The 25,010-nt window shown below is 45.3% G+C and carries 23 protein-coding genes; 14 read left to right on the forward strand and 9 right to left on the reverse strand.

All coding sequences use genetic code 11. The features are described 5' to 3' along the window. Nucleotide 1 precedes the first annotated feature (1 nt). Nucleotides 2–853 (reverse strand): AraC family transcriptional regulator, encoded by an 852-nt coding sequence (locus tag L6H65_RS08250; RefSeq protein WP_236340022.1) that lies wholly within the window; start codon nucleotides 851–853, stop codon nucleotides 2–4. Between the two features lie 237 nt (nucleotides 854–1,090). Here L6H65_RS08250 and L6H65_RS08255 point away from each other — a divergent pair, with 237 nt between their 5' ends. The 5 genes from L6H65_RS08255 to L6H65_RS08275 all read left to right on the forward strand — a co-directional run bounded on the left by L6H65_RS08255 (nucleotide 1,091) and on the right by L6H65_RS08275 (nucleotide 6,158). Next, the gene (locus L6H65_RS08255) at nucleotides 1,091–2,425 is read left to right on the forward strand and encodes an ABC transporter substrate-binding protein (protein WP_236340023.1); all 1,335 of its coding nucleotides are present in this window, start codon (nucleotides 1,091–1,093) and stop codon (nucleotides 2,423–2,425) included. Nucleotides 2,426–2,535: 110 nt separating this feature from the next. Beyond that, nucleotides 2,536–3,390 carry a carbohydrate ABC transporter permease gene (locus L6H65_RS08260; RefSeq protein WP_236340024.1) on the forward strand — a complete coding sequence of 285 codons (855 nt, stop codon included), beginning with the start codon at nucleotides 2,536–2,538 and terminating at the stop codon, nucleotides 3,388–3,390. Beyond that, nucleotides 3,380–4,237: a carbohydrate ABC transporter permease gene (locus L6H65_RS08265; RefSeq protein ID WP_236340025.1), complete on the forward strand. Its 858-nt coding sequence runs from the start codon at nucleotides 3,380–3,382 to the stop codon at nucleotides 4,235–4,237. Before L6H65_RS08260 ends, L6H65_RS08265 begins: the two co-directional genes overlap by 11 nt. Before the next feature lie 41 nt (nucleotides 4,238–4,278). Further along, entirely contained in the window at nucleotides 4,279–5,061 is a 783-nt protein-coding gene (locus L6H65_RS08270; RefSeq protein ID WP_236340026.1) for an SDR family NAD(P)-dependent oxidoreductase, read from the forward strand. 71 nt (nucleotides 5,062–5,132) lie between these two features. Then, a complete protein-coding gene (locus L6H65_RS08275) occupies nucleotides 5,133–6,158 on the forward strand; it encodes a zinc-dependent alcohol dehydrogenase (RefSeq protein ID WP_236340027.1) in 1,026 nt (341 codons plus the stop codon). 139 nt (nucleotides 6,159–6,297) lie between these two features. On the opposite strand, the gene L6H65_RS08280 is transcribed toward L6H65_RS08275, so the two are convergent. Both L6H65_RS08280 and L6H65_RS08285 read right to left on the reverse strand, forming a co-directional pair. Next, a complete protein-coding gene (locus tag L6H65_RS08280; RefSeq protein ID WP_236340028.1) occupies nucleotides 6,298–7,197 on the reverse strand; it encodes a phosphotransferase family protein in 900 nt (299 codons plus the stop codon). 59 nt (nucleotides 7,198–7,256) lie between these two features. After that, nucleotides 7,257–8,015 carry a hypothetical protein gene (locus L6H65_RS08285; protein WP_236340029.1) on the reverse strand — a complete coding sequence of 253 codons (759 nt, stop codon included), beginning with the start codon at nucleotides 8,013–8,015 and terminating at the stop codon, nucleotides 7,257–7,259. 276 nt (nucleotides 8,016–8,291) lie between these two features. Between L6H65_RS08285 and L6H65_RS08290 the strand changes: the two genes are divergently transcribed. From L6H65_RS08290 to L6H65_RS08315, 6 genes are all read left to right on the forward strand, one after another. After that, nucleotides 8,292–9,185: an AraC family transcriptional regulator gene (locus tag L6H65_RS08290; RefSeq protein WP_236340030.1), complete on the forward strand. Its 894-nt coding sequence runs from the start codon at nucleotides 8,292–8,294 to the stop codon at nucleotides 9,183–9,185. 16 nt (nucleotides 9,186–9,201) lie between these two features. Beyond that, nucleotides 9,202–10,101 carry an alpha/beta hydrolase family protein gene (locus L6H65_RS08295; RefSeq protein WP_236340031.1) on the forward strand — a complete coding sequence of 300 codons (900 nt, stop codon included), beginning with the start codon at nucleotides 9,202–9,204 and terminating at the stop codon, nucleotides 10,099–10,101. A 224-nt stretch (nucleotides 10,102–10,325) separates the two neighbouring features. After that, nucleotides 10,326–10,772, forward strand: a complete 447-nt coding sequence (locus L6H65_RS08300) for an acetyltransferase (RefSeq protein WP_236340032.1) — start codon at nucleotides 10,326–10,328, stop codon at nucleotides 10,770–10,772. Between the two features lie 182 nt (nucleotides 10,773–10,954). Next, a complete protein-coding gene (locus L6H65_RS08305; protein ID WP_236340033.1) occupies nucleotides 10,955–11,608 on the forward strand; it encodes a response regulator transcription factor in 654 nt (217 codons plus the stop codon). Next, nucleotides 11,605–13,002 (forward strand): sensor histidine kinase, encoded by a 1,398-nt coding sequence (locus tag L6H65_RS08310; protein ID WP_236340034.1) that lies wholly within the window; start codon nucleotides 11,605–11,607, stop codon nucleotides 13,000–13,002. Before L6H65_RS08305 ends, L6H65_RS08310 begins: the two co-directional genes overlap by 4 nt. A gap of 81 nt (nucleotides 13,003–13,083) precedes the next feature. Continuing rightward, nucleotides 13,084–13,983, forward strand: a complete 900-nt coding sequence (locus tag L6H65_RS08315; RefSeq protein WP_236340035.1) for a ribonuclease P Rpr2/Rpp21/SNM1 subunit family protein — start codon at nucleotides 13,084–13,086, stop codon at nucleotides 13,981–13,983. Nucleotides 13,984–14,052: 69 nt separating this feature from the next. On the opposite strand, the gene L6H65_RS08320 is transcribed toward L6H65_RS08315, so the two are convergent. Then, complete coding sequence (locus L6H65_RS08320; protein ID WP_236340036.1) at nucleotides 14,053–15,501, reverse strand: DEAD/DEAH box helicase; 1,449 nt, start codon at nucleotides 15,499–15,501, stop codon at nucleotides 14,053–14,055. 307 nt (nucleotides 15,502–15,808) lie between these two features. Between L6H65_RS08320 and L6H65_RS08325 the strand changes: the two genes are divergently transcribed. Next, a complete protein-coding gene (locus L6H65_RS08325) occupies nucleotides 15,809–16,645 on the forward strand; it encodes a copper amine oxidase N-terminal domain-containing protein (RefSeq protein WP_236340037.1) in 837 nt (278 codons plus the stop codon). Here the strand turns inward: L6H65_RS08325 and L6H65_RS08330 are convergent. Together L6H65_RS08330 and L6H65_RS08335 are read right to left on the reverse strand one after the other, a co-directional pair. Next, entirely contained in the window at nucleotides 16,642–17,394 is a 753-nt protein-coding gene (locus L6H65_RS08330; protein ID WP_236340038.1) for a glycosyltransferase, read from the reverse strand. The genes L6H65_RS08325 and L6H65_RS08330 overlap by 4 nt on opposite strands. An 11-nt stretch (nucleotides 17,395–17,405) precedes the next feature. Beyond that, nucleotides 17,406–18,146, reverse strand: coding sequence for a GNAT family N-acetyltransferase (locus L6H65_RS08335; protein WP_236340039.1), 741 nt, complete (start codon nucleotides 18,144–18,146; stop codon nucleotides 17,406–17,408). Nucleotides 18,147–18,436: 290 nt separating this feature from the next. On the opposite strand from L6H65_RS08335, the gene L6H65_RS08340 reads away from it, so the two are divergent. Both L6H65_RS08340 and L6H65_RS08345 read left to right on the forward strand, forming a co-directional pair. Further along, a complete protein-coding gene (locus tag L6H65_RS08340) occupies nucleotides 18,437–20,086 on the forward strand; it encodes a hemoblobin-interacting domain-containing protein (protein ID WP_236340040.1) in 1,650 nt (549 codons plus the stop codon). 63 nt (nucleotides 20,087–20,149) lie between these two features. Continuing rightward, nucleotides 20,150–21,970 carry a chitobiase/beta-hexosaminidase C-terminal domain-containing protein gene (locus L6H65_RS08345; protein ID WP_236340041.1) on the forward strand — a complete coding sequence of 607 codons (1,821 nt, stop codon included), beginning with the start codon at nucleotides 20,150–20,152 and terminating at the stop codon, nucleotides 21,968–21,970. Nucleotides 21,971–22,042: 72 nt separating this feature from the next. Here the strand turns inward: L6H65_RS08345 and L6H65_RS08350 are convergent, their stop codons facing one another. The 3 genes from L6H65_RS08350 to L6H65_RS08360 form a co-directional block, all read right to left on the reverse strand. Then, nucleotides 22,043–23,356: an NUDIX hydrolase gene (locus L6H65_RS08350; protein WP_236340042.1), complete on the reverse strand. Its 1,314-nt coding sequence runs from the start codon at nucleotides 23,354–23,356 to the stop codon at nucleotides 22,043–22,045. Between the two features lie 9 nt (nucleotides 23,357–23,365). Further along, nucleotides 23,366–23,938, reverse strand: a complete 573-nt coding sequence (locus L6H65_RS08355; protein ID WP_236340043.1) for an ImmA/IrrE family metallo-endopeptidase — start codon at nucleotides 23,936–23,938, stop codon at nucleotides 23,366–23,368. 116 nt (nucleotides 23,939–24,054) lie between these two features. Beyond that, nucleotides 24,055–24,834, reverse strand: a complete 780-nt coding sequence (locus L6H65_RS08360; protein WP_236340044.1) for a PHP-associated domain-containing protein — start codon at nucleotides 24,832–24,834, stop codon at nucleotides 24,055–24,057. Nucleotides 24,835–25,010 lie beyond the last annotated feature (176 nt).

Here is a 25,010-nt window from a genome sequence, read left to right on the forward strand (position 1 = left end):
GTTAAACAAATTGGTTCTGTGATGAAATCGTGCTTCGGTATTCAGTCGGGGTAGTGCCTTCAATCCTTTTGAAGCATCTGCTAAAGTAGAACGCATCGTTGAACCCGACAAGCTCGGAGATTTCCCCGATATTCTGATAGCCTTCCTTCATAAGCTCCTTGGACTTGTTAATACGAACTTTGATTAAATACTCGATCGGAGAGCTACCGGTTATCTCTTTAAAAATGACCTGCAGGTAAGATTGACTGAGTTGAATATAGTCCGCCAATTGTTGAAGCTTCACCTTATGCGAATAATTTTCGAGTATATACTGAGACACCTTTTCTACTTTCCGTATTTTATCATAATTGAGGGATTGCTTAGATGAGTTCCACAGGAAGAGAAGGTTAAGGATCTCCATGAAATAAGCTCTTTCTCTGAACACCTTATTGAAGGTACTGGGCGAGATCCATTCCTTGGTTAAATTCCGAAACAAATTAAGCACTCTGGAAAACAGATGAGAATCCGTGATTTGAAGAAACGACTGCATAGGCAAAGGAATGTCCTTCTTGATCCACTCCTTGTCATCGAATAATAGGCAGGAATATTGGAAATCCATCGCATAACATTTCATTGGATTATCCTCGAACGTATATCCCCATCTCACATCGCCAGGTTTAAAGTAGATCAAATCCCCTTTGCCAACCCGCTGTTCTTCATTGCATCCAATAACAGCCTCTCCATCATAGACAAGGATTAAGGAGTGGGTATCCCATACCTTTCTATGATTGACCCATGAACCATTTACGACTCTATGGATGACTTGCGTGAAGTGAGGAACCATGTTGTGTAAGTCACCTAAAGCATCGTTCATAGCATTCACCTTTGGAATTAGTTTTATTTGTAAACGCATACATTCCGTTTTTATAGTGTTGATGTTATCACAATATAATAATGCATATCAAGGTGATTCGTTCATGGTCTGCCTATTTTGAATGTGATATTTTTAATGGGCAGTTACTCTCGGCGGCTGATGGAGGGAGTGGGAACGTCACACGCAGCAAGTATTCAACAAGGATTACCTACACTTTTCTTAGGGGGAAATGCACGAATGAATAATCGTAAAATACGTAAGATCCTGATGGCTGTTCTGGTATGCTGCTTAAGCATTTCGCTTGCAGCTTGTCAGTCGAATGCGGGCAACGAAACTTCTGAGAATACAACGATCAAAATGTGGACATTCCTTGATCCGAATGGAACAAGTGCCAGAGAAGTAGCCCTGAAGCAGATCATTGCTAATTTCGAGCGGGACAATCCGAATACGAAAGTCATGGTTGAACCGCAAGTATGGGACACATTGGGAACCAAGTTCCTCGCTGCGAATCAAACGGGCAATGCGCCGGACGTGATATGGACGTCAATGGATGACTTTGGAACCGCGCTGCAGCAAAATGCGCTGGTTGATTTTGAAAGCCTTTTCTTGAATGACTGGTCCCAAGAAGATATCGAAGATGTAGACGATGCCTATTGGGATTTCGGCAATAAGGACGGGAAGCATTATCAGGTTACTTTGTCCAGAAACTATATAGGCATCATTTACAGGGAAGATCTATTGGCGGAGAAGGGCATTAAGGTTCCATTCAAGACCTGGGATGAGCTCGTCGATGCAGCTGTGAAATTAACGGAGAAAGACGCGGCTTCGGGCATTCAGAGATACGGTTTGGGTCAAGCATTTAGTCCGGAATCACCTGATCCGCAAATATTCCCGCCAGCTCTCATTCATTCGCAAGGCGATATGTTTACAGAAAACGGACAGGCCAATTGGAGCACGGATTCAGGTGTTGCAGCTATGAATCGTCAATTGGACATGGTGAGGAAGCACAAGGTCACTCCCGAATCTGCGATATCGTCCTCTGTAGAAGACGTATATAACGAATTTAAAGCGGGAAGATACGCCATGATGATTGGTGCTGGCGTGCGTATTCCAACTCTGCAGGCGGAATCTACCTTTGATGGCAGTACCATTCAAATGACCTTCTTCCCAAGTGAAGATGGCTCCACGTTCTCTCCGAGTGTCATTAATGGCTGGAATGTAGGTGTGTGGTCGGGTAGTAAGCATAAAGAGGCTGCCGGAAAATTCGTTGAGCATATGATCAATGCGGAGTCGGATAAGATTTGGATGGAAATTGGCGGTCAAGTGCCTGTTCGCAAGTCAACCGTGCAAAACAATGAACAGTTTTTGAACAAGCCTGATAAAGCCTATTTGTTAGTCATGGCAGAAGGGTTTGCCAAGTATGGTTATGCTCAGCCGTGGAAGTTCCCGGTTAGCGGCTGGAGATCGGACTTGAACAAGATTGCGCAGGAGATATTGGTGAAAGGCACGGATGCAAAGACGGCATTGCAAGCAGCAGAAGAAGAGTTCAATGAAAGAGTAGGGGCCAATTAACGGAGCTCTGCGCAGTAACATCAAGGGTCCTGTAATCGGCTGCGGGCGAAGGAATACAACCCGCAGCCGATGAATGGGATGGCTATTCGTGCAGCATTGGAGGCGCAATTGTGAAAGCAAATAAACTTGGGGCTATTCTGGTTTCACCAAGCATCCTTTTCTTATCCGTCATCTTAATCATTCCTTTATTTTATACCATCTACATCAGCTTATACGATATGAGATATTTGCAGTTAGGCGATTTTGTAGGGCTCAAAAATTACACGAAAGTTTTTACGAGCGATGCGATCATGTCCTCAATTTCAATCACATTTATTGTGACCTTTGTAGGACTATTCATATCGATTATTACAGGCACTTTGCTCGCATTATGGATTAATTCCAAGAAGGGCTTTACCGCTTATATCATCCAGATCGTTGTATTGATTCCTTGGGTAATCTCGATGGTGGTCGGGGCGCTCTTATGGAAATGGATCTTTAATAACCTGGGACTGTTAAATTATGTTCTGAACGCAATGGGTTTTCAGAGTGTGGATGTATTAGGCGATCCCAAAATGGCGCCGATCGCGCTGATCTTTGTAATCGCTTGGCGTACAGTCGGATTTGCAATGGTATTGATTCTGGCTGGGCTCAAAAGTATTCCGAAGGAGCTGGAAGAGGCTGGGCAAGTGGATGGCGCGAATAAGTGGCATACCTTCTGGCTGATTAAGCTGCCTCTGCTAAAAACGCCGATCATGGTAACATCCATTATTCTAATGCTTAGTAATTTCAATAATGTGGATGTGCCTATGGTACTCACCGGCGGCGGCCCGGGCGGTGCGACGAATGTCATTACGATGGAACTATATCACCAAGGCTTCGTGTACTTTAATTTCGGAGTCGCAAGCGCGTTATCCTTTGTAGTGCTGCTGGTTAACGTATTGTTGATAACGCTTTATATCAGGATGGTGAAATATGAGATCTAAAGGACTGCATTTTACTTTCTCAGGATCATTGAAATCGATCATACTTTTCATAACCTTTGGACTAGTCGTTATTGTCAATATCGTCCCCATCTTATGGGGAGTTAAGACTTCTATTATGTCACCTTCTGATATATTCTCCTATCCGCCTAAGCTATTCAATTTTGAGGCTACCTTTGAACACTATATCAGAATTTTCAATGGAGGTTATTTGCAAACCTTTTTGAATAGTATTTTTTACTGCGTGGCCTCCATTATCTTTGGGTTATTTCTCGGACTTCTAGCGGCATATGGATTTGATCGGTTTTCCTTCAGGTTCAAGAAGCCGATGTTTTACCTTGTTGTGTTCTGTATACCTTTATCCATCGGCAGCTCAGCCCTCATTATTCCGAATTATTTGTACATGAGCGAATTGGGCTTCCTGAACGAATGGTATACCTTGCCGATTCTATATACGGCCTACAACCTCCCGATGGCGATCTGGATTATTAAATCAGGCGTTGAGACGATTCCCGTCGAGGTCGATGAGGCGGCAACGATTGATGGAGCCTCTCGATTCTATTTTATATTTGGCATGATGGCTGTATTAACCAGACCTGCTCTGGCAGCAGCGGCATTATTCATATTCCTGGGGGCGTGGAACGAATTTATTCTGTCCTCCATCATGATTAACAGCCCTGATCTAAGACCTGTTCAATTGGCTATCTATCAATATTTGGGCTTCTTCGGTCAAGAGTGGGGACCGTTAACAGCGGCAGCTTCAACTGCGATTATCCCATCGATTATCGTCTTCACCTTTCTAGGCAGGATGTTGATTTCCGGGTTAACGGCCGGTTCCGTGAAATCATAATAGAAACAGCAGCATGATCGCGTAGAGGAGATGGAGCAACTATGAACTTCAACAATGAGGTAGCAGTAATTACGGGCGGTTATTCGGGAATTGGCGGAGCAGCTGCGAAGAAGCTATTGGCTAATGGAGCAACATGTGTGGTGCTTGGGCGCAGTGCGGAGCGAGCTGAGCAATTTATGAATGATAGGCCTGAATTTAAAGATCGGCTGCATTTCTTCCAAGCGGATGTATCCGATGTTGAACAGCTTGAACGAGTGATAGAGAAGATTGGTCAACAGTTCGGCAATATTCATATGCTTGTCAATTCTGCGGGGACCAATTTCCGCAAAGCGGCTTTGGATTACACGCTGGCAGATTGGAAAGGGATCATCGATACCAATTTAGCCGGAACATTCTTTGCTTCTACTGCTGCTGCGAAGGTTATGAAACAGCACAACGGCGGTCGCATTGTTAATATAGGCTCTATGCTTTCTCATTATGGCGTACACAATGTTTCCATCTATGGTGCTGCCAAAGGGGGCGTTTCACAAATAACGAGAACACTTGCAGTAGAGCTGGCTGAATTCGGTATCCGGGTCAATCAAGTAAGCCCTGGCTATATTGCAACGCCATTCGTAGACCTGTCGCTGCCTGAGAACTTGAATTACAGGGATAGACTTATCAATCGCACGCCGCTGGGACGTCTAGGAACACCGGAGGATGTTGCGAATATGATCGCATTCCTGCTCTCTGATGAGGCGAGCTTTGTTACGGGACAAGTTATTGCTGTTGATGGCGGTATATTGGGTGGAGATCCTACATTAAATCCACTGAGAAAAGATTAATGGCTTCAAGGAAGTCATGTGAATTAATAAATGAAGTCATGTAAATCAATAATTCCCTGAAGGGGTGCCCTATGAAAAGAGCGGTTCTAGTTGGAGAGAAGCAAATGCAAGTTGAAGAGGAAGCAAGACCTGCAATTAAAGCCAGCGAATTGTTGGTGGAAATCGAGGTGTGCGGGATTTGCGGTTCAGACCTTCACATCTATGGAGGCAATCACCCTGTACTGAAGCCGCCTGTTCGGATGGGGCATGAATTTGCCGGTAAAGTAGTGGAAGTAGGCGCTGATGTTCGGAACTTTCAATTGGGGGATTACGTTGCGGCAATACCAGGAGTAGGCTGCGGGAAGTGCGAGCCTTGTCAGGCAGGCGACTTTAATCTCTGTCGTGAATTGAAAGTAATAGGAGGGCATCATCCTGGGGCATTTGCCAACTTTACTGCTGTGCCGGAAGGGAATTTAGTGAAACTGCCGCCAAATTTCAGTGCAACCTATGGCGCAATGGTAGAAAGTGTCGCTGTGGCTGTGCATGCTGCTCGAAGAATGAAGAGTGTGGAGGGAAAGAAGATTGCTGTCCTGGGAGCCGGCCCCATCGGGCTGTTAATTATTCAAGTGCTGAAAGCATTCGGAGCCAAGCTTGTTGTCGCTTCTGATCCAATTGCGAGCAGACGGGAAATTGCAAGCAAGCTGGGAGCGGATATCGTAATCGATCCAATGAAGGAAAATGTAGAAGAACGGATACAAGAAGAAGTCGGGGGTATCGGGCTTGATGCTGCTTTCGATGTTGCAGGTCTGGAGCTAACCTTAAGACAAGCCCTATCAATCACAAAAAATGGTGGAGAAATCGTCATCACGGCATTATTCGGGAAAGACCCTGTGTTCCCTATGAAAATGCTCCAAAGAGCTGAGAAAACATTGTTAGGAACACAGATGTATGTAAAGCAGGATTTCGAAATCGCGATTCAATTGATGCAAGAGAATAAGATTGGGATCAATGAAATGATTACCCACCGCTTTGATTTGGATCACATATCGGAAGCGTTCAAGCTCGCAACGAGCGGCGCTCACGATGTTGGGAAAATTGTGATTGATGTGAAAAAATAAGCTAAACAGAAACGCTGCGGAGCAGAGGGTTCTACAGAATCCCTCTGATCCGTAGCTGTTCTGTAAGTGTATTCAAATCTGGAATTCGACCAGCATCTTCCTGACAGATACCTGGTTCATCTCGTATTTCAGGCTGTTTCTACTGATTGCCCCGCATATCCTGTTCCACAGCCTCAAACCCTTCTTGAATCCAGTCTTGGTCTCCGGACTCCAATCCTTCCAACAGATAGCGGACTTGATCGAACGTGACGAGCAAGGAGATTTTTTGGATGCGGTCATCTAGGTCGGCTTCGCCCCTATAGGTCATCACACGCCGGGTAAACAGCTCGCCGCAATCCTCTAGCAGATACAAATAGTCGTAATCGGGGTCGCTTATCGCCGCATCGCCGAAATCGATAATACCCGTTAGTGCTGTCTGATGCGCATCCGTCAAAAAGTGATCCGGCGAAAGATCAGCGTGAATCAGTGCTGGTGAATAACGGGTATATGCCGGTTCCTCAAGAAAGGATTGAAAACGCCTGTTGAGGTAGTCCCGTAAAGACGGATTAAGATGCGGAAACGCCTGCTTCTCCATGGCCTCCTTCAACAAATGAATGTCATTCGCAAGATTGCGAACGGGAACTCCGGCCTGAATAGCCGTTTCAACTGGAAATGTGTTCAACGCATTCATGAAATCAGCAAGCTGCTCGGCTAGTCGATGACTTGCATGCTCGGAGATGGAGGCGATTCCGTCTTCTCCCAGAATCTCGCCATGGACTTTCCGGTAGCCCGCGAAGGGACGTCCGTCACTCTGTGTTCCGATGTATTCGAACTCCGGAATCGCGACCTTCACATGACTGGAAAGCAAAGGAAGAAACCCAATTTCCTTGTTCAATTCATCTGCGCCTTGTTGGCTCTTGGGAAAGCGAAACACCCATTCTCTGTTAACGAGGATCGCGTAATTTCGATATCCTTCACCAAGCGAATCAACGGATTGCATGTTCAATTCGGGAAACTGGTCCGTTATCAGTGCGGCATATTCGCGTTCATTATCCTTCATCCGCATATCCCCTCCAGTTTCTGGTCCCTCACAATAGGGGGCTCTTTGCCAAAGGGTATTTATCGCATTCCTCTGAATATTTGTAAGACTTCGAAGAGGAATTTTTCATCATAACCCGTTTTTTGATGAATTCTGGCACACCATTGTTCAAGATCGTCTGTTTCTGGGTCATCGAATATTCCTTCCGTTGTGCTTAGAAAGCTTCGCCAATTATAAAATTCCCAGTGCGCGATTTCATTCTTGTAAGGAATCCTGCATTCTAGTAAAGGCAGCTTATTGATCGTATTTTGGGATATTTCGGCAGCTCTTGAAAAGTCCTCGATTGTAACAGGGGCGAGATTAAAGCTCTGCGTGCTCACTTTCCCGTTTGGTCTATGGTATAGAACGGAAAGCGTATCACCATCTTGTTTCACTTGTATTTCTGCCCCCGGAAAGAAACCGTTTAATTGATCTTCACAATAGTCCTCGCTATCGGTATCTACCAGGATGGGCTGTAGCCACTGGTCTCCTAAATCGCAAAGATAACGGTTTCCTTGCTCATTTTTCGCTATTACTGCAATATGTGCTTTTGCCGTTCCTAAATGATGACCGATTGGATAAGCTTCAACACCTTCGTTTTCAAATTCATGCATTAGCCAAATTGCGAGATCAAAACAATTTCCCGTTATTCCATATTGCTCGCGATGTTCCTTCATAAGTGATACTTCTCTTTGTCTTTTTTCAGTATTCTGTTTGAAGAACCAAGCTTTTGTTAATGTTTCCATAGGAAAATTATCGAATTTTCTCCATACTCTTAAAACATCTTCGGTAGCAAACATAAAGCGCTCCTCCTGTAAATATGGATTTGAAGAAAAATCCACTGCGCAATGGCGTAAGAACTCTCCGCGATCGCAGAGCCTTTTCCGGGTATAATAAATCGATAGCAGCAAACATGAAGTGAAATTTAAAGGTCATAATGCCATAATAATGCTCTATAGCAGCAGAAAAAACAAGTTGAAGCAAAGAAGATACGATGACGGTATGATCCGCAAAAAATATCAAAAATAAAAAACCGAATTATATTACAGTTGTGATATCTCCATGGAGGCGTTGAAATGAAATACATGGATTCGGTAACGAAAGCGGTTGATTATATTGAAAATCATCTGTCCGATCCTATCACCGCAGTAGAAGTTGCACAATTAGTAGGGTACTCTCCCTATCATTTTCACCGAATATTCCAATCCGTTACGCGAAACTCCGTTTCAGAGTACATCAGAAGGCGCAGATTAACCCATGCGGCGTACGAATTGTTTCACACCAAGCGCAGAATCGTAGAGATTGCCGTCAACTATCAGTTTGAATCACAAGCAGCCTTCACCCGCGCCTTTCAACAAATGTTCTCTATCTCACCGGGGCAATTCCGTAAACAAACGGATATGAAGGATACACTGTTCCGAGCGATGGAGAGGCTGCCGCTGGACGAGGCCGGGTTCAATCATCTACGCGACGGATTAACCCTCGAACCCTATTTCATAACCAAGGATACGTTTTATTTGGTCGGGATGGAAATACAGAGCTTAAATTCCGGCGAAGTCGGAAAGCTGTGGAGCTGTTTCAGGAAACGGTTGGCTGAAATTGATAACAGACGAGAGCCTACTGGATCTATCCTTTACGCTTTAATTGAGCTTACGGGGGCTCAATGGGAGGTTTCCTATACCACTTGCGTCGAGGTTAGCGAAGAGGGGCGGATTCCTGAAGGAATGGTCTATAAAGTTCTCCCTGCCGAAACCTACGCCGTATTCTCACATAGAGGTTCGCTGGCGAGAATATCGGATACGTTTCAGTATATTTATAACACCTGGTTGCCCAAATCGGGGAGGCTGCGGACAAACGCCCCGGAATTTGCCCGGTTTGATGACAGATATCGGGGTCCGGCGAATGACGATTCGGAATTTGATATCTATATACCTGTTGGTCCGATAGAGATGAACAGGAGTACAGTTTAAGGAGAGGAAGCTTACAATGAAAGGGAATGTGAGATTGAAGAACGGCTATGCAGGCTGCTGCGAAGTGGAGATAACCGATGACTCTCTTGGAATTACATTTCCTATGACGGTGATGTATCCGGCAGGCACGCGAGAACAAGCAGACCGATTGGGACCGTACCTGCTGGAATTAGCCAGAGATGCAGAACCATTGGAAGGCAGGTTCCCTCTGGTCTTAATCTCGCATGGTACCGGCGGTTCACCGCTTGTCTACCGGACGTTGGCCCGGCACTTGGCTCGCAACGGCTTTATCGCCGGCATGCCGGAACATCCATTCAACAATCGGAATAACAACAGCTTGGAAGGCACGATGCAGAACCTCACCTATAGACCAAGACATATTCAGATGGCTGTTGACTGGTTTTTCCAAAATGAGCTGCTGTCGGAGAGCTTGATCCCAGATGCCGTTTCTATTATCGGACATTCCTTGGGCGGCTATACAGCACTGGCAGCAGCGGGCGGTGCGCCGACTTGCTTTTCCCACGAAACCCCGGACGGCAAACCACAGTCTGTAGAGGTTGCGCCGGATTCTCGTATTCGGTCCCTAGTTCTGCTGGCGCCGGCGTCAGTCTGGTTTCGGGCAGAGGGAGCATTGCGTGCAGTTAACATCCCCATCTTAATGCTGGATGCCGAGAATGATCCCTATACGCCTCCTTTTCATGCGCAAATTATAGTGGAAGGCGTTGCTGACCCGAGTAAAATTATATATAGAACCGTCGAAAATGCCGGACATTTTTCCTTTCTGAGCCCCTTTCCTGAATCGATGATTACCTCGTCGTTTCTCCCTTCACAAGACCCGCTCGGCTTTGATCGCCAACACTTTCATGAAAAGCTTAATGCCGAAGTGTTGGAGTTTCTCTTAACTCAACAGGTCTAACGGCCACTCCTTGAGCTGCCGTTCTGGCACAGGGCTCCGCGCACAGCGATTGATGACTCGTATGTTTTGTAGGAAAGCAGCGAGGCGGATGCCTGCTTAACGGCAGTTTGAAGCAACGGTGAAAGTTATGCTGGGGAACGTGCTGGGAATGCTGCAGGGGATGTGGAATAGTGTGATAAAATGAGCAAGGCAGAGCTGTATGTTGGAATGACGGAGGATGAGTTATGCTAAACGGAATTGTTCCTTATCGAGAAAATGATCATGATGCACTAGTGGATATTTGGTATCGAGCTGTTCGACATACCCATACATTTTTAACGGAAAAGGATATTCAATTTTATCATCAGATGGTTCAGAATGGCGCATTAAGGGAAGTTGAAGTTTGGGTAGAGCTGAACGAAAGCAATGAAGCCGCAGGATTTATCGGGCTTGACGGAATCAAAATAGAGATGCTGTTCGTCGATCCCAGCTATCATGGTAAGGGTATAGGCAGTCGATTAATTGAACATGCCGCCAGAATAAAAGGAAGCCACCTCCAAGTTGATGTTAACGAGCAAAATGAGGGAGCATGCAGATTCTATGAACGCTACGGTTTTATACAGACCAGACGGTCGGCACTAGACAGCTCAGGAAGGCCATTTCCTCTACTGCATTTAGAATATAAGAGTTAAACTACTGGCGCCAGCAGTTACAGGTTGATTCGGCATCCGATGCAATTGCGAGATTACAAGCTGGTGGAAGAGTCCCTGAGACCGTATGGTTTTAGGGTTTTTTCCTATGGGCGCCCAAAGATTTTACAACTCTATAATAAACCAGTAATACTATTGCTAAATAGAAAATGAGGTGATTGTTGTTGGCGGCCATATTAATTGTGGAGGATGAAGAATCAATCAATGAGCTGGTTAAAAGGAATTTGCAGCTTGTGGGGCATCAATGCACGTCTGTTTATGACGGTCTAACGGCTATTGCTGAAATTCGGGCCCATTCCTATGATCTTATCATTCTAGATATCATGCTGCCTGAGGTTGACGGGTTCGAGGTGTTTAACAAGGTACATGAAACACCTACGATCTTCTTGACGGCATGCAGCAGCTTATCCGATCGTATAAATGGTTTCTCTATGGGGGCTGACGATTATTTGACAAAGCCCTTCGAAATGCTGGAGCTATTGGCCCGTGTGGAGGCCGTGCTGCGGCGAACTCAAAAAAGTAAAAGCAGCTTTGAAGCGGGAGCTGTGCGGATTGATTTTGACAGCCATCAGGTGTTCTATAGGGGACAGCTTGTAGAATGTACGCCGAAAGAATATGAATTGCTAGAGGTATTGGTAAACAACCGTAATATTGCATTGTCCAGAGAACGACTTCTGGAGCTTGTGTGGGGCTATGATTATGAAGGCGATACCCGAACGATTGATGTTCATATTCAAAAGCTGCGAAAGAAATTGGGCTGGGAAAATGTAATAAAAACAGTCTATAAGCTGGGTTACCGCTTGGAGAGCCATCTATGAAATTCCGAACCTTTTTAACAACACTTACACTTTTTCTGATCGCCTTCAATCTTGGGATACTAATCATTGCTGTCACTACATTCAAGGATACGGTTAATCGTGCAGAGGAAAGAAGCTTGAATGAACATTATTTTATAGCATCTGCGCTTATCAAGGATTTTCATGCTGTGGAAAGTCGCGGAACAGATATTGACGGCTCTGTAGGCGCTCTGCTCCAGCCATACAGCTATCTGTCCGGGGATAGAAAGGTTAAGCTGGCGCTTTACAAGGGCAATCAGCTCGTCTATTCCAATCGTCTGGAAATCTCTATCCAGAGCCATTTCTTGGAACCGCCAAAGAACGGAAGCCGCCTAGCTGCGATCCAACATACAGATGGCCGTACCTATGCAATCGTGTCGGGGCAGCTTCCTGCGCCCTTTGATTTGTATACCATGGTCTATATTTATGATACAACAGATGCCGTCACTGCTTGGAAGCATATGAAGAACATGCTGTTCTTCGCGGGAGCGATTCTCTCCGGCTTGCTTGCATTAGGTCTTCTTGCCTTGCTTAATCGAATATTCAAGCCGTTGTCGCAGATTTCTCAAACCTCCCGCTATATTGCGGCCGGTGCTTATGAAACGAGGCTTCCGGTATTCGGGCATGATGAGCTAGCCGAAGTGGCACAAAGCTTTAATCATATGACGGCGGAAATCCAGCGACAAATGACGGAGCTAATTGCCGCCGCAGAGAAGAAGCAGCAGTTTATTGATAATTTTGCCCATGAGCTTCGTACGCCCCTGACTGCAATCTATGGATATGCGGAATATATGCAAAAGGCTGCCTTGACAGAGGATGACAGGCTGTCAGCAATCGGCTACATAATGTCAGAAAGCAAGCGCATGCAGACGATGGCCTATCAGTTACTCGAACTGGCCAACCTTAATAATGATGGGATCGAATGGGAAACGCAAAACGTATCCGAACTCTTTCAATCGGTCAAACAGACCCTGCATAATAAGATCGCAGAGAAGGAAATTCGAATAGAGTTTCTTTGTGAAATGGATGATATTCGGGGAGATGCTTGCTTGCTGCAAAGTCTGTTTGTCAATCTTGTCGACAATGCGATTAAGGCGTGCGGCATGGGCGGATATATTATGGTGCGTGCCGCAATAGAAGAAGGGAGGAGAACGATTAGCATTCAGGATAACGGAAGAGGGATACCCCCCGAGATACTCGGGCACATTACAGAGCCCTTTTATCGTGCAGAGAAATCCCGAAACCGCAAGGACGGCGGCGCTGGATTAGGCCTTGCCATCTGTAAACAGATTGCTTTGAGTCATGGCGCAGAGCTGGAGTTTATGAGCAAGCCCGGCGAAGGAACGACGGTAACAATAAAGTTTACAACTTCATAATGACTTGATGACGATTCTATAATCCGGACTCTCTATACTGCAAATTGTGATCACAAACAAAACGGCAAAGGAGAAATTCGAATGAATGATACGAAAGTGGACAAGAACGGCTTTAGAAAAAACATATTAGCGGCAGCTGTAGTCATTGGAGCCTGTACGCTGCTGTTCCAGGGATTTACACAGGCAGTAATGGTGGTGGAAGCCAAAGAAACAATGACTGTCCCTACAAGGTATGCTAAGGCTGCATCCATTGTATCCTCATCGGCGCAGCAGAGTTTGCCGGAGGGCTATAGGAAGGCTAATTATACGGTGAGAGCAATTGACCGGGAGTATTTTCGAAACCAAACACCAACGAGCAAGGACATGACAAGGGAAGAAGCAGCGGAAATAGGGGCACAGGCCCTATGGGAGATATTTGGCCTGAACTTGGAGGGTCAGGTGATTGAATTGGGTTACCAACAGCCAACCGAAGGTTCTCCCCGTTCGTGCTGGCACGCTGATGTGCTGGTGAACGGCAAGCTCAACTCCACTTTCTGGGTAGACTCTGTAACAGGAGAATTATTAACCATAGGCCGTGAAAGAAAATTGGATAAACAGGTTTCAGTAGCCTTTGACGCGGCTCTCGATAGGAACCCGCAGGAATATGTCGAGCTGGCAAAGAAAATGGCGGAGAAATATAATGTTGTCCATGGCGCAGTCAAGTCGGTTGCATACAACAGCCAAGGTTACAGCAACAATGATCCGACGATTTCACTTGATATCACGGGTGACAATGGGGAGATTGCATTGATAGACTTCTCTCGATATGACAAGGCGCTGCTCGGTATCGCATATAATGGTATATACAAGCCAACGCTGGAATCCATTGCAAAGCGGATCAAGCAGGATATGGAAAAAGCTGCAGAGCTTCAAAAATCAGCCTCTCCAACCAATCCAAACGGAGAACCTACTCTGAAACCTGTGAGTGAGTACTTTTCTTAAATGGTTAAGTGTTCAACCCTTGAGCCGCCACTATTGTGGCGGCTTGTCCTATATTCCAATGTAACGAAGCTAGCTTTTATTCCCTCTGCGCACCTTTAACTGCTTGCCTTTAACCGTTGTAGTCTTCATCAATTCAAGCACAAGCGGTCCTTTGCCATTCAGAATCTCAACATCTGTCACATGATCGAGAATCGTAATAATCCCGATATCGTCTGCGGTAACGCCTTCAAGCTTGGCGATCGTTCCAACAAAGTCTACCGCCCTCAGCTTCTTCTTCTTGCCGCCATTAAAGTTAAGCTTCATAATCTGCTTGTTTAATTGCTCGCGCTTATCTCTTTTCAGCTGGGGTCCAACATTTATTTTCTGCTCAAAATCTTCCCTGCGGCGCTCAACAGTCTCTTCGGAGGGAGCCTTCACTTTCGGAATCTCGAATCCAATATAAGCCTCAATTTCGGCTAATCGGTTGCCATCTCTAGGCGTGACGAAGGTAATCGCCTTACCCGTCTTGCCTGCACGTCCCGTACGTCCTGTGCGATGAACATAGCTTTCCTTCTCAAGCGGAATGTCGTAGTTAATAACATGGGTAATATTCGTGATATCGATCCCTCTGGCGGCTACATCTGTCGCAATCAAATAACGGAATTGGCCCCTTCTGAACGCATTCATCACCTCGAATCGCTCTTCCTGCTCCATACCGCCATGGATACGATCACATGGATAATCGCGATCAGCCAATTGTCTGAATAATTGATCGACATGCTCCTGCGTACGGCAGAACACAATGCAGCTGTCCGGACTCTCAACAATGAGCAGGTCTTGAAGCAGCGCCAGCTTGTCCGCCTCCATCACTTGAATAAGAGCGTGTTCAATCGTTGCTGTCGTGATGCCGCTCGCTTTAATCTCGATTTGAGCAGGATTGTTCATATACTTGCGTGACAGCTTGGCCACATCCTCAGGAAACGTAGCGGAAAATAACATAGTTACCCTGTTGTCAGGCAGCGCCCCAATAATCGCCTGAACCTGTTCGATAAAGCCCATATTTAGCATCTCATCCGCTTCGTCAATAACGAGATAAGCAATCCGCCCTAGCGATAGCGTGCCGCGTTCAATATGGTCGAGCACACGCCCGGGTGTTCCAACGACGATATGCGTCCGTTGCTTCAGCTCAGCCTTCTGCATATGAAAAGGATGCTTCCCATAAAGAGGCGTCGACTTGATTCGCTTGTAGCGCCCAATATTCGTGACGTCTTCGTTGACCTGCACCGCGAGCTCACGAGTTGGGGTTAGAATTAATGCCTGCGGCTTATTCTCGTTCCAATCCACCAGCTCACAGAGCGGAATACCGTAAGCAGCTGTTTTGCCGCTGCCTGTCTGCGATTTGACAACAAGATCCTTCCTCTCCAGCGCCACGGGAATGACTTCCGTCTGCACCTCTGTCGGCGTCTCAAAGCCCAAGCTATTCAATGCTCTCACGATCTCTTCACTTAACTGATAATCTGTAAAATGCTTCTCGCTCATCCTGTTACCTCTTCTGCGCTATATTCGAATACCTATACATACAGATTTCCACCGTCCATCTATCGTATACGTATCTATTATACTCCGAATCGGTCTTTAATTATCGATAATCGTGATTCAAGCAAATCATGTGGGAACTCCCGCAACATTTATCCAATCCATTTCGTCTTTACACAACGAGATATTTACAGCATGAGGCTCATTTATAATATAATGTAATTCAATTGGCGAAATGTCTCATGGCATCATGCTTATGAACGCACCAAATGTGTAGCAGGTTGGAATTTCACAAGTAAACGGAGGATTTATGATGAGAAAAAGTATTGTCGCTGCGTTGGTCGCAGTGTTATGCCTGTTAGTTCCAATGGCAAGCGTATCGGCAGAAACATTGCGAAATGATGCTTTGAAATTAAAGCTTAATGGTGCGTTCCTTATATATTCCAAGGGAACAATGCCCTATGTGGATGCAAATAATAGAACGCTGGTGCCATTGCGAGTTTTTGCAGATGTCCTGAACGGTGAGATCAAATGGAACAATAGGGACAAGACAGTTGCATTGACATCATCAGCATTAACGATTACAGCCACTCTTAACGAGAAGGAAGCAATCATTAATGGGGAGGGGGTTACACTGGATTCCTCCATTACGAACAAGAATGGCACGATCATGGTACCGGCCAAATGGGTAGCGGATGGCTTGGGAGCCTCTATAAATTGGGACAAGAAAAATAAAGTGGTGTCACTGAACGATGACAAGTTTTTTCAAGAAGGGCCATTAGCAAGCATGAATAATGAGCAGCATGTGGACACGCAATTTAATGCCAATATTATCCCCCTGAGCATTTCTTATGGTGAAAAAGACGGGGATGAGCTTATGAAAATGACGATATTCAACAATTCGGAGCATGTCTATCAGCAAACCGAGCTTCAAGATCATCTGCTAGTATTCATCGACAGCGAGCACGTAATTGAGGAGGGGACAAAAGGAGAAACGAATAGCGATCGATCGGACCTGAGGTTAATTACCCGGATTGATTCTTACAAGACGTACGAATACTATCTGCCCGTAGGGAGATTGGATAAACAACAGCTTCAAATCGATGTTCCGCAATATGCTTTCATCCGATTTTATAAATACAGCTAAATCCATAAGTAAATAAAGGTGATCACCATACCTAGTATGAGAAAGAGTGCCAAGAATAGTGAAAAGCGAGTTGCTTTGGTTGTGAAATACGGCAAACTGTTAAACCAATGCCTTAATAGCTTCCATAATGTGTAATTGGAGCGTCCATGCTGTCTTTTTCGATGTAGTGTAGGTGTATGTGCAATATTGTCTGTCATTTGAAGTATCGATCCGTACACATTCGGATTGGATGATGACCGCTTAAGGATCTCTTTCACTATAGATTTTTGCATAATTATAAAATTGCTGAAATACATTTTTTTGCCTGAATGCGATAAATAATTGAACGTAAGCGTATTGAGATAGGAAATGAGTTTCCGGAATGACGATTGTTTATACGCCACCCGTTGACCAATTACGACATCAAAACCTTCAGCGATCTTGTTAACCAGCTTAACAAGCTCCTCTGGAGGGTTTTGCATGTCATCATCCATAAGCGCAATATAATCACCTTGAGCCAAGGCAAGTCCTTTGAATATCGCGGTCTGCTGTCCGTAATTTCTCTCCAGGTCAAGGAGCGTAACATTGAAATGCTGATTCGCCAATAACGTACATACTTCTTTACTGCGATCGACGCTTCCATCGTTGACCATAATAATTTCCATTCTATACAAATCAGCGTACTCCATAAGTAGCTTCTCTACGACGATCCCTATCGAGTCCTGTGAGTTATAAACAGGAATAATGACTGAAAGCTGCGTGTGCATCATGATCATACATCCTAATTTGAGAAATTGGCCCTTCTTAAAATATAATACATATCCTTGCATTCAAACCCAACATTTAGATTGGCCCGCAGCGCTTCCAAATTATTCGAGGATACCCGAGTTATGATTCTAGAATAACCAGCTTCTTTCGCATATTTGAAACCGGCCTCCAGCACAACTAATCCCCACCCCCTCTTTCGATACTCTTTATATACGGAAGCAAGAGCTCCATATCCCGTTGTGCTGTCTATTTCCGTTACATAAAAAAATCCAATATCCCGAGATTTCAGTTCTACTTCGTATATTGAGGCGCCGGTTTGAAGAGAGTCGCTTAGCCAATTCAAATATCGGGTATGAGCCATCTTCGTCCCGAGTAAAGGGTCCAACGATACTCTATCTGTAATGAATAAGTCTTCCTCTATTCTCGATAGAAGGACATTCAGTTGTTCTAATGTATGCACTTTTCTATAACGGGCTTGATCGGCCATTCTCTTTACATAACCTGAGACTTCCCTCATCTTCTTTAAGTCATACAATAATTCAATTTGTGTTTCCAGAAATCGAAAGCCGCGATCTTCAAATGCATGAACAAGATCCAACCTCCCTTTAGGAATTTTTGCGACAAGATAATCATACGTTTCACAATCACTAGCCAAATCCTTTAGGCAATCCACGGTATCATTATCATCACAATTAATCTCCAGGACAGTTCTGCCTAGATTGCGCATTTCCCAGAAAGCATCGCTCCTCTTCATTTCCCACCTCATTCATATTTATTTGCAATTATTCCATTTATTAATTGATTATCATCCCGATATTGAATAATAAATTATTGTTCTGAACAATAACTTAACTGTTATCGGGGATGAGGTCAACCGACACGTCCGCCCTTCATCCATATAAAGGAATACCGCCTTCAGTCGGGGCAAATGAAGGGACCACTTCAAACGTTATCCCCCCCAAATGGGGGATTTTTTTATAGGAAAAATAGGACTATAGTAATAAATGGTCGAATAAGCGAAACGAAAAGGGAGAGGAATGACGAATGATGAAGGATTGGATTGGGGTAACTACCAAAGGAAAGATAAGAACTAGAATGATATCCTCGTTGGTAGCGCTAGTCTTAGTACTATCGATTCTGCCGATTAGCGCAATGGCATCAGTGGGAACGCCTGTTGCGGTAACGGGTGAGAATAATGCAAGCAGCGTTAAGGTTGGATCAAACCTGCAAATGATAGATGACTCCGAGCTGACCGTAACCTGGAACGTATACGACGTTGTGGATGGGGATCAGCTTACAACCCAGAACTACGCGAGTATTGATTCCGAGACAGGTCTGTTGACGGGAACAGAAGCAGGCATCGTCAGAGTCACTGCAACAGCGAGTGACGGCGGAACGGGCAGTACGGATATTACCGTGATTGAGCAAGTAGGTGCGCTTTCTGCTTTGCTAGCCTTGCAAGGCGGAGATATGGTCACGCTTGGGAAAACGAAGTTCACAGGACTTTCTTCAAGCAATACCTTCTGGGCCACTTCCGGACAGGAAAGTGCTCAGCAAAGTATCGATGTAGGTACACAGGCGATTACGCTTCTGAATATTTACAACATCAATTTAAGCGGGAATCCGTTTGTACCGGCAGCTGTCGGTCAGACCATTTCTGTCATTGAGGTTAATGGCGCAGGTGTAGTTGTTGGGTTCGGCACATTCACCGTTTCAAGCAATGAACAGATCGGTACGAACAAACCGCCGGTTCTGCTTTACAATAAAACGAGTGTAGTGATTAATGAGTTTGTTGATAAGTATAGTGGAAGTTTATTGCAGGACCCTGAACGCTACTCCATGACGTATAGCAATGTTGTGAGTTCAAATTCGAGTATCGTCCAAGTATCCATGCCTTATTACTGGAATCAAGAATATATGCGTTTATCTGGAGCTCAACTGGGTACTGCTACTGTGAGCTTCGAAGCAGCGGATAATACGGGTGATAAGATCAAATATACAGTAGAGGTTACGGTAGCGACGAGCAGGGCTCCTTATCTCGACGATAGTGAAATCCCCTTCACAAATACTGAAATCGGGATAGGCTTTGAACCTAATGCAGACTGGGCAAGCCATATTAACGAGATAGAAGTGAACGGTCAGGTTGTACAATCGGAGAACTACACGATTACGAACGAGAAGGAATACTCCGGGGAGGGGAACACGTATGTACGAGGAGAGATCTTGTTCCATACAGGCGTGCTGCTTGAAGGCAAGAACAGAATCCTTGTCAAAGCTGAGGGCTATACCTTTGCAGAAGTAGAGCAAGATATCTATAAGCCGGAAGACTCTTACTATATAGCAACAATCGTCGATAAGACGAATGGTGGTATTACGGCAACGACTAAACTGCTTGTGAATACTGATACTGCTGATATGTACGACGTATATGACGAACAAGGGACTGCTGTATTCCAGCTAATGAATGGGGATGTGCCGGTTAGTACGGTTTCTTATACGATTAACGACTTGGATTATTATGCAACATTTAGAGCGTATTTCAATGTGGCAGGTGCATCTGCGAATGATAATTACTCGGTAAGAGCTTTTCTAATCACTGGCGAAAGTCCCGATAACATGGGATATAATCTTGCAACGGAAATTACACCAGATGAATATGATGTGCTCTGCCAGCAATTTGATAATTGGTATTAATGGAGACGGTATTGTTGGCATTACGGCTATATTGAAAAATAGTAGAAAAGAGGTAAAGCATAAGTGAGAAAACGTACAAGTATGTTATCACTGATTATCGTGCTATGCGTAGCTCTGTTTCCCGGTACGCTGTTAGCCGCAGTGACGGTTAGCCCAGTAACCGGGTCTATCCATCCAGGCAGTCCAATTAACATAACGGGCACATCAGACCTATCCCAGGTTATTATTAAAGTCTACCGCCCCGATCATAGCATTCTATACTTCAATGTAGCCAAAGTGGAGAGCGGCGTATATAACGACACGATTACCCTTGGAGCGAATGAAGCTGTAGGAACGTATCAAATCCAGGTCGGTCAAGGGGAACAGATTTCTACGACATCTGTGGAAGTGACGGCAGCGTTGATTGTTGCGGCACCGACGGCAAGCCCTGCAAGTGGAGTTGTTGCCTCAGGAACAAGTGTGACACTAAGCAGCGCTACGGAAGGCGCGGCGATCTACTACACGGTTGATGGCAGCAATCCAACCAGAAACAGTCTGCTGTACAACGCGCCAATTGTTGTAAGCAGCGCGGTGACGATCAAAGCGATTGCCGTACATGCGGGAATGGTAGACAGCGGAATCATGAGCGCAAGCTACACGATTCGGGGGATAACAGCTGCCCCGACTGCAAGTCCTGCAGCAGGAGCAGTCGCATCAGGGACAAGCGTAACGCTGAGCAGCCTAACGCAAGGCGCGGCAATCTACTACACGATTGACGGCAGCAATCCAACTAGAAGCAGCACGCTGTACAGCGCGCCAATCATTATAAGCAGCGCGCAGACGATCAAAGCGATTGCGGTACATGAAGGTATGGCGGACAGCGGAATCATGAGCGCAAGTTATTCGATAACTTCTTCATCCAATTCCAATGCATCCAATAGTGGAGCGGGGCAGTCTGGGCCGGCCGCCTCTAGCGAAACAGATATTTCCGGAAGCACTGGCGGAGTGGCAGAGCGCAATCGTGTGAAGGTTCAATTCCCGAGCAACGTAATATCAGGCAATATGAAAGTCAAAATTGAGCAAGTAACAGATACAGCTGGTTTATTGAAGAACCCGCAAACGATTATCGTAGGTGACGTCTATTCCATTACGAAGGATAAGCCGGGCGACTTTGATAAGTCTGTCACAATTACGATGTTTGTAGATGTGACTAAGCTGGACATCAGTAAGTATTCGTATGCCATTCATTGGTTCAATGAGGCAACGGGAGAGTGGGTCATCTTGGACAATCCCAAGATTAATCCGACGACTGGTGAAATTAGCGGCGATGTCAATCACTTTACGAAGTTCGCTGTGCTTGCCACTGAGAAAGAAGCACCAGCCAAGACCGTTTTGAAGGATATTAAAGGACACTGGGCTGAGAAAAAAATTCAGCAACTGGTTGATCTAGGCGCGATTACTGGATATCCAGATGGTTCATTCCTTCCGAACAAAACGATTACGAGAGCTGAATTCGTTCAAGTATTGATTAAAGCCTTTGCATTAGAGCAGCAAGGCGACCAATTGTTCCTTGATACAAAGGGTCACTGGGCAGCCAAACAAATCTCCACGGCCGTTGCGAACGGAATTGTAACAGGCTATGATGCGGATCACTTCGGACCTAACGATCCGATTACACGGGAGCAGATCGCTCTGATGATCATGCGGGCAGCGGAACTAGCGCCTGAAACAGACCTTTCAGCTTTGACCGATAAGGACAAGATATCCCCTTGGGCACAAGGCAGCGTAGCGGCACTTGTCAAAGCGGGAATCATTACAGGGTACTCAGACGGCAGCTTCAGACCTCTTAACTCGGCTACCCGAGCAGAAGCGGTAACGATGATCACGAACAGCTTGGAGCAATAAAGAATAACGAGAATAAGGGCATTGGCTGCATGATACAGCCGATGCCCTTATTCTCGTTATGGGATCATCATATTAAGCCCCATAGTACTGTAGTAATCTGCTTATCTCTTGATAGAGATCCGGGACGGCTTCTTCCCTGAGTTCAGCAATCTCTTCAAGGGAGAACCACTTCAGTTTGTTGTCTTGGTCATCTTTCTCAATAAAGCTATCGCACTCTGCTTGAGGGATAAGGCAAAGAACCCTGAATCCATTTATGCCCACCCCGGTTTCGGTTGATGGAATATAGTAAGGCACAACAATGTCCATCTTTGGCTCGATATGCTTCACATTTAATTCCTCTAACGCTTTTCTCTGGCAGGAGGCCAATAGTGACTCATTAAGGTTAATTTGTCCGCCTGGCGCCGCCCATTTGTGTGCTCCTACCTTCCTGTGAGACGGACGCTTGTGCAGCAGTATCTTTTGTTTCCGCTCATCGTAGCAAATAATTGCGTTATGCACCTCGATTTTAACGGGAAACACTTCTCTGTTATATATAATTTGAGGGGCAGCGTCCAAATACTTGACCATTAGCGCCATGTGTCCGTACAGCCGTTTTTCCTTAAGGACTTGGTCAAGCTTTGATTTCATGGCTCTGCAGCTCAGCTTCTTGTCAGAGTGTAATAAATTCGTCAAATCGCATTTGTCAGATTGGTCAAATGGCAGCTTGCTTAATGATTGTTCGAGATTGTTGGAGAACCAGATGACAGGGTAATAACTGCCTTGCCATACCCCTTTGAGCGGTCTGTAGCCAAGGAAGTAAAAAGGCTCCATAGAAGATTGCTCATTAAAATAGGCAATCAGATAGGCCAACTCGCAGCTAACGGCCATCTGTCTTCTCTTTGCAAAGTTTCCTGCAACTCTGAATCCTTCGTCGATATGCTTGCCGATATAATCGTTGGTGCCTTCAGGAGAAATATTGCTGACCTGATCTACCGGACATACCCAAGCAGCTGCTTTCAGGCTTAAATAAGGCTTTGCCTGATCAATATTTTCAAGAAATTCCGCAGTTTTGTGCAGAACCTTGAACGCTCCATCCAGTGCCTTCAACAAATATTTGTTTGAAATGATGTCTGTTTCAAAAATAACCTCGTCCCCGAGGCGCTTCCATGGCCTGATATTAAAAATATCCTGACCGTGTTTATTAATCTCCATATTAAGCTGTTTGATATTGTCCTCAATTACTATGTAGAACCTGTTGAAATTGCTTTGCCACAAATCTGGATTCTTCTGCTTGTGTTCCGTTGAACCTACGATATCGAATGACAAAAACAACTTCAGGCGCTCCAAACTGCCAGTTCCCGACGATGGCTGATATTGCTGTATATCAAGACTAATCTGCTTTGACATATATAGACCTCACAAAATACCCAATTGAGTTAATCTGATTTCCATCGCTTTAAGAGAAACATTATAATTTTCCGCTAATTTCTCAATGAGCAGATTTGACGAAATGTTCGCATGCGAGAGAGTGGCGCTGACATCGCTGCGAATATTCTTCTCGGGCATCAAGAAGAAGGCGGAAAAATAATTTGCTTCATATTCAATTCTGTTCGGGCTCAAGTCCCTCTTTAGAACCTCAATTTCCCTGCAATTCTTTTCCCATTGCTGTTGATTCGCCCATTGATAATGCAAAATGACGTGTCCGAGCTCATGCGCTAAAGTGAAATTCTTTCTAGGCGGGTACTCATCGTGAGGAATGCTGACTTCAAACCTCTTCTCGGAAAAAGGCTCAAGCGGTCTAACTTCACCAATACTGGGGTTCATCATTGTATAATCAGGAAGCTTGACTCTAACATGCCCGCCGAACGCTGTTATTGCCGCCTCAGCATTGAACGGAGGGTTTAAATCAAACGTCTGGGGATCAAAATTATGAAGCGAAATATGAACTTGCTCGACAATCAATGCGATAGTCTCTTTTGAGTAGAACACGCTTACCCTCCTCAAAACGTTATGCCGATCTGTAAACTTATGGATGACTAATTCAATAGTACTATAAATGAAGAGTGAATTTCAATATATAAAGGGAACGTTTGTTCTTTTTACATTCAAGGCCAAACGAGATGCATGCTCCCACGGACCGCCAGCTCCCTCTTATATCGAGCCTGCTCAGCCTCGGCAGCTGCTACCTTCGAATGGAGCTGCTGCGATATTTGATATCCGTAAGCACCCTGCCGTATAACATCGCGTAGCTGACCGATCGTGTCGCAGCTTTGTTCAAACTCGTTGAACACGCTGCCGAACTGCAACGGCTGATGCGTGTCGCTGCCGGCAACGACTGGCAATCCAACCTGCTGCGCCAAGCGCTGCACCTGTTCCTCCATCTCCAGACCGTAATGGTGCAAATCTCTGCCGTTGGCATCGAACGCATCCAATCGAGCCAGCAGCTCCGGCTTTAGATGGTACAGCGGGTTCGCACCACGAAACGGGTGAGCCCCGATACGGAGACAGGAATGCTCCTCACTCAGATCGAGCAACCGTTCCAGCGCAATATAGTGGCCTTCCTCTGTATGATCATCCAGCCTCGAACGGATGGCAACGATATTATCTCTGGACCCGATCAATAAGATGTGACCGTTCTCCATCACGTCTATCTCTATTCCGGGAAATACCTTTACCCCTTCTACAACATAATAATGCCCGTTATATGGGCAATGACGATCTAAAGTATCGTAGATATCGCAGAACTGACGTGTGTTGAAGTGCTCCGTCAATGCGACCGCATCCAAACGGCACTTGCCCGCCTCCTTCATCATGCTCCGATAATATTCATAGGAAAAATCAATGCTCTTCGACCACTTCGCATGCGTATGCAAATCGATTCTCACTTCACAGCCGCCCCTTTGCCGGTATCATTTCCATGTCCTATATCCATTATAGTGAAAGTTTGTTTTCAAGTAAAACAGTATGAAAATATTTAATGCAAATATAACATAGGGTTAACGATCGGATAACAAATCCTCCTTATTCTGAATAGGAAGACTTGAACACTAATAGGGGGAAC

It is taken from the genome of Paenibacillus plantiphilus, assembly GCF_927798095.1.
Classification (GTDB): domain Bacteria; phylum Bacillota; class Bacilli; order Paenibacillales; family Paenibacillaceae; genus Paenibacillus_Z; species Paenibacillus_Z plantiphilus.

Excerpts from the sequence above, each read along its gene's own strand:
- L6H65_RS08320 (WP_236340036.1), bottom strand. The coding sequence starts at position 15,501 with ATGAGCGAGAAGCATTTTACAGATTATCAGTTAAGTGAAGAGATCGTG.
- L6H65_RS08315 (WP_236340035.1), top strand. The coding sequence starts at position 13,084 with ATGAATGATACGAAAGTGGACAAGAACGGCTTTAGAAAAAACATATTA.
- L6H65_RS08335 (WP_236340039.1), bottom strand. The coding sequence starts at position 18,146 with ATGAAGAGGAGCGATGCTTTCTGGGAAATGCGCAATCTAGGCAGAACT.
- L6H65_RS08340 (WP_236340040.1), top strand. The coding sequence starts at position 18,437 with ATGATGAAGGATTGGATTGGGGTAACTACCAAAGGAAAGATAAGAACT.
- L6H65_RS08265 (WP_236340025.1), top strand. The coding sequence starts at position 3,380 with ATGAGATCTAAAGGACTGCATTTTACTTTCTCAGGATCATTGAAATCG.
- L6H65_RS08255 (WP_236340023.1), top strand. The coding sequence starts at position 1,091 with ATGAATAATCGTAAAATACGTAAGATCCTGATGGCTGTTCTGGTATGC.
- L6H65_RS08285 (WP_236340029.1), bottom strand. The coding sequence starts at position 8,015 with ATGTTTGCTACCGAAGATGTTTTAAGAGTATGGAGAAAATTCGATAAT.
- L6H65_RS08300 (WP_236340032.1), top strand. The coding sequence starts at position 10,326 with ATGCTAAACGGAATTGTTCCTTATCGAGAAAATGATCATGATGCACTA.
- L6H65_RS08270 (WP_236340026.1), top strand. The coding sequence starts at position 4,279 with ATGAACTTCAACAATGAGGTAGCAGTAATTACGGGCGGTTATTCGGGA.
- L6H65_RS08310 (WP_236340034.1), top strand. The coding sequence starts at position 11,605 with ATGAAATTCCGAACCTTTTTAACAACACTTACACTTTTTCTGATCGCC.
- L6H65_RS08330 (WP_236340038.1), bottom strand. The coding sequence starts at position 17,394 with ATGATGCACACGCAGCTTTCAGTCATTATTCCTGTTTATAACTCACAG.
- L6H65_RS08325 (WP_236340037.1), top strand. The coding sequence starts at position 15,809 with ATGATGAGAAAAAGTATTGTCGCTGCGTTGGTCGCAGTGTTATGCCTG.
- L6H65_RS08350 (WP_236340042.1), bottom strand. The coding sequence starts at position 23,356 with ATGTCAAAGCAGATTAGTCTTGATATACAGCAATATCAGCCATCGTCG.
- L6H65_RS08275 (WP_236340027.1), top strand. The coding sequence starts at position 5,133 with ATGAAAAGAGCGGTTCTAGTTGGAGAGAAGCAAATGCAAGTTGAAGAG.
- L6H65_RS08295 (WP_236340031.1), top strand. The coding sequence starts at position 9,202 with ATGAAAGGGAATGTGAGATTGAAGAACGGCTATGCAGGCTGCTGCGAA.
- L6H65_RS08280 (WP_236340028.1), bottom strand. The coding sequence starts at position 7,197 with ATGAAGGATAATGAACGCGAATATGCCGCACTGATAACGGACCAGTTT.
- L6H65_RS08250 (WP_236340022.1), bottom strand. The coding sequence starts at position 853 with ATGAACGATGCTTTAGGTGACTTACACAACATGGTTCCTCACTTCACG.
- L6H65_RS08290 (WP_236340030.1), top strand. The coding sequence starts at position 8,292 with ATGAAATACATGGATTCGGTAACGAAAGCGGTTGATTATATTGAAAAT.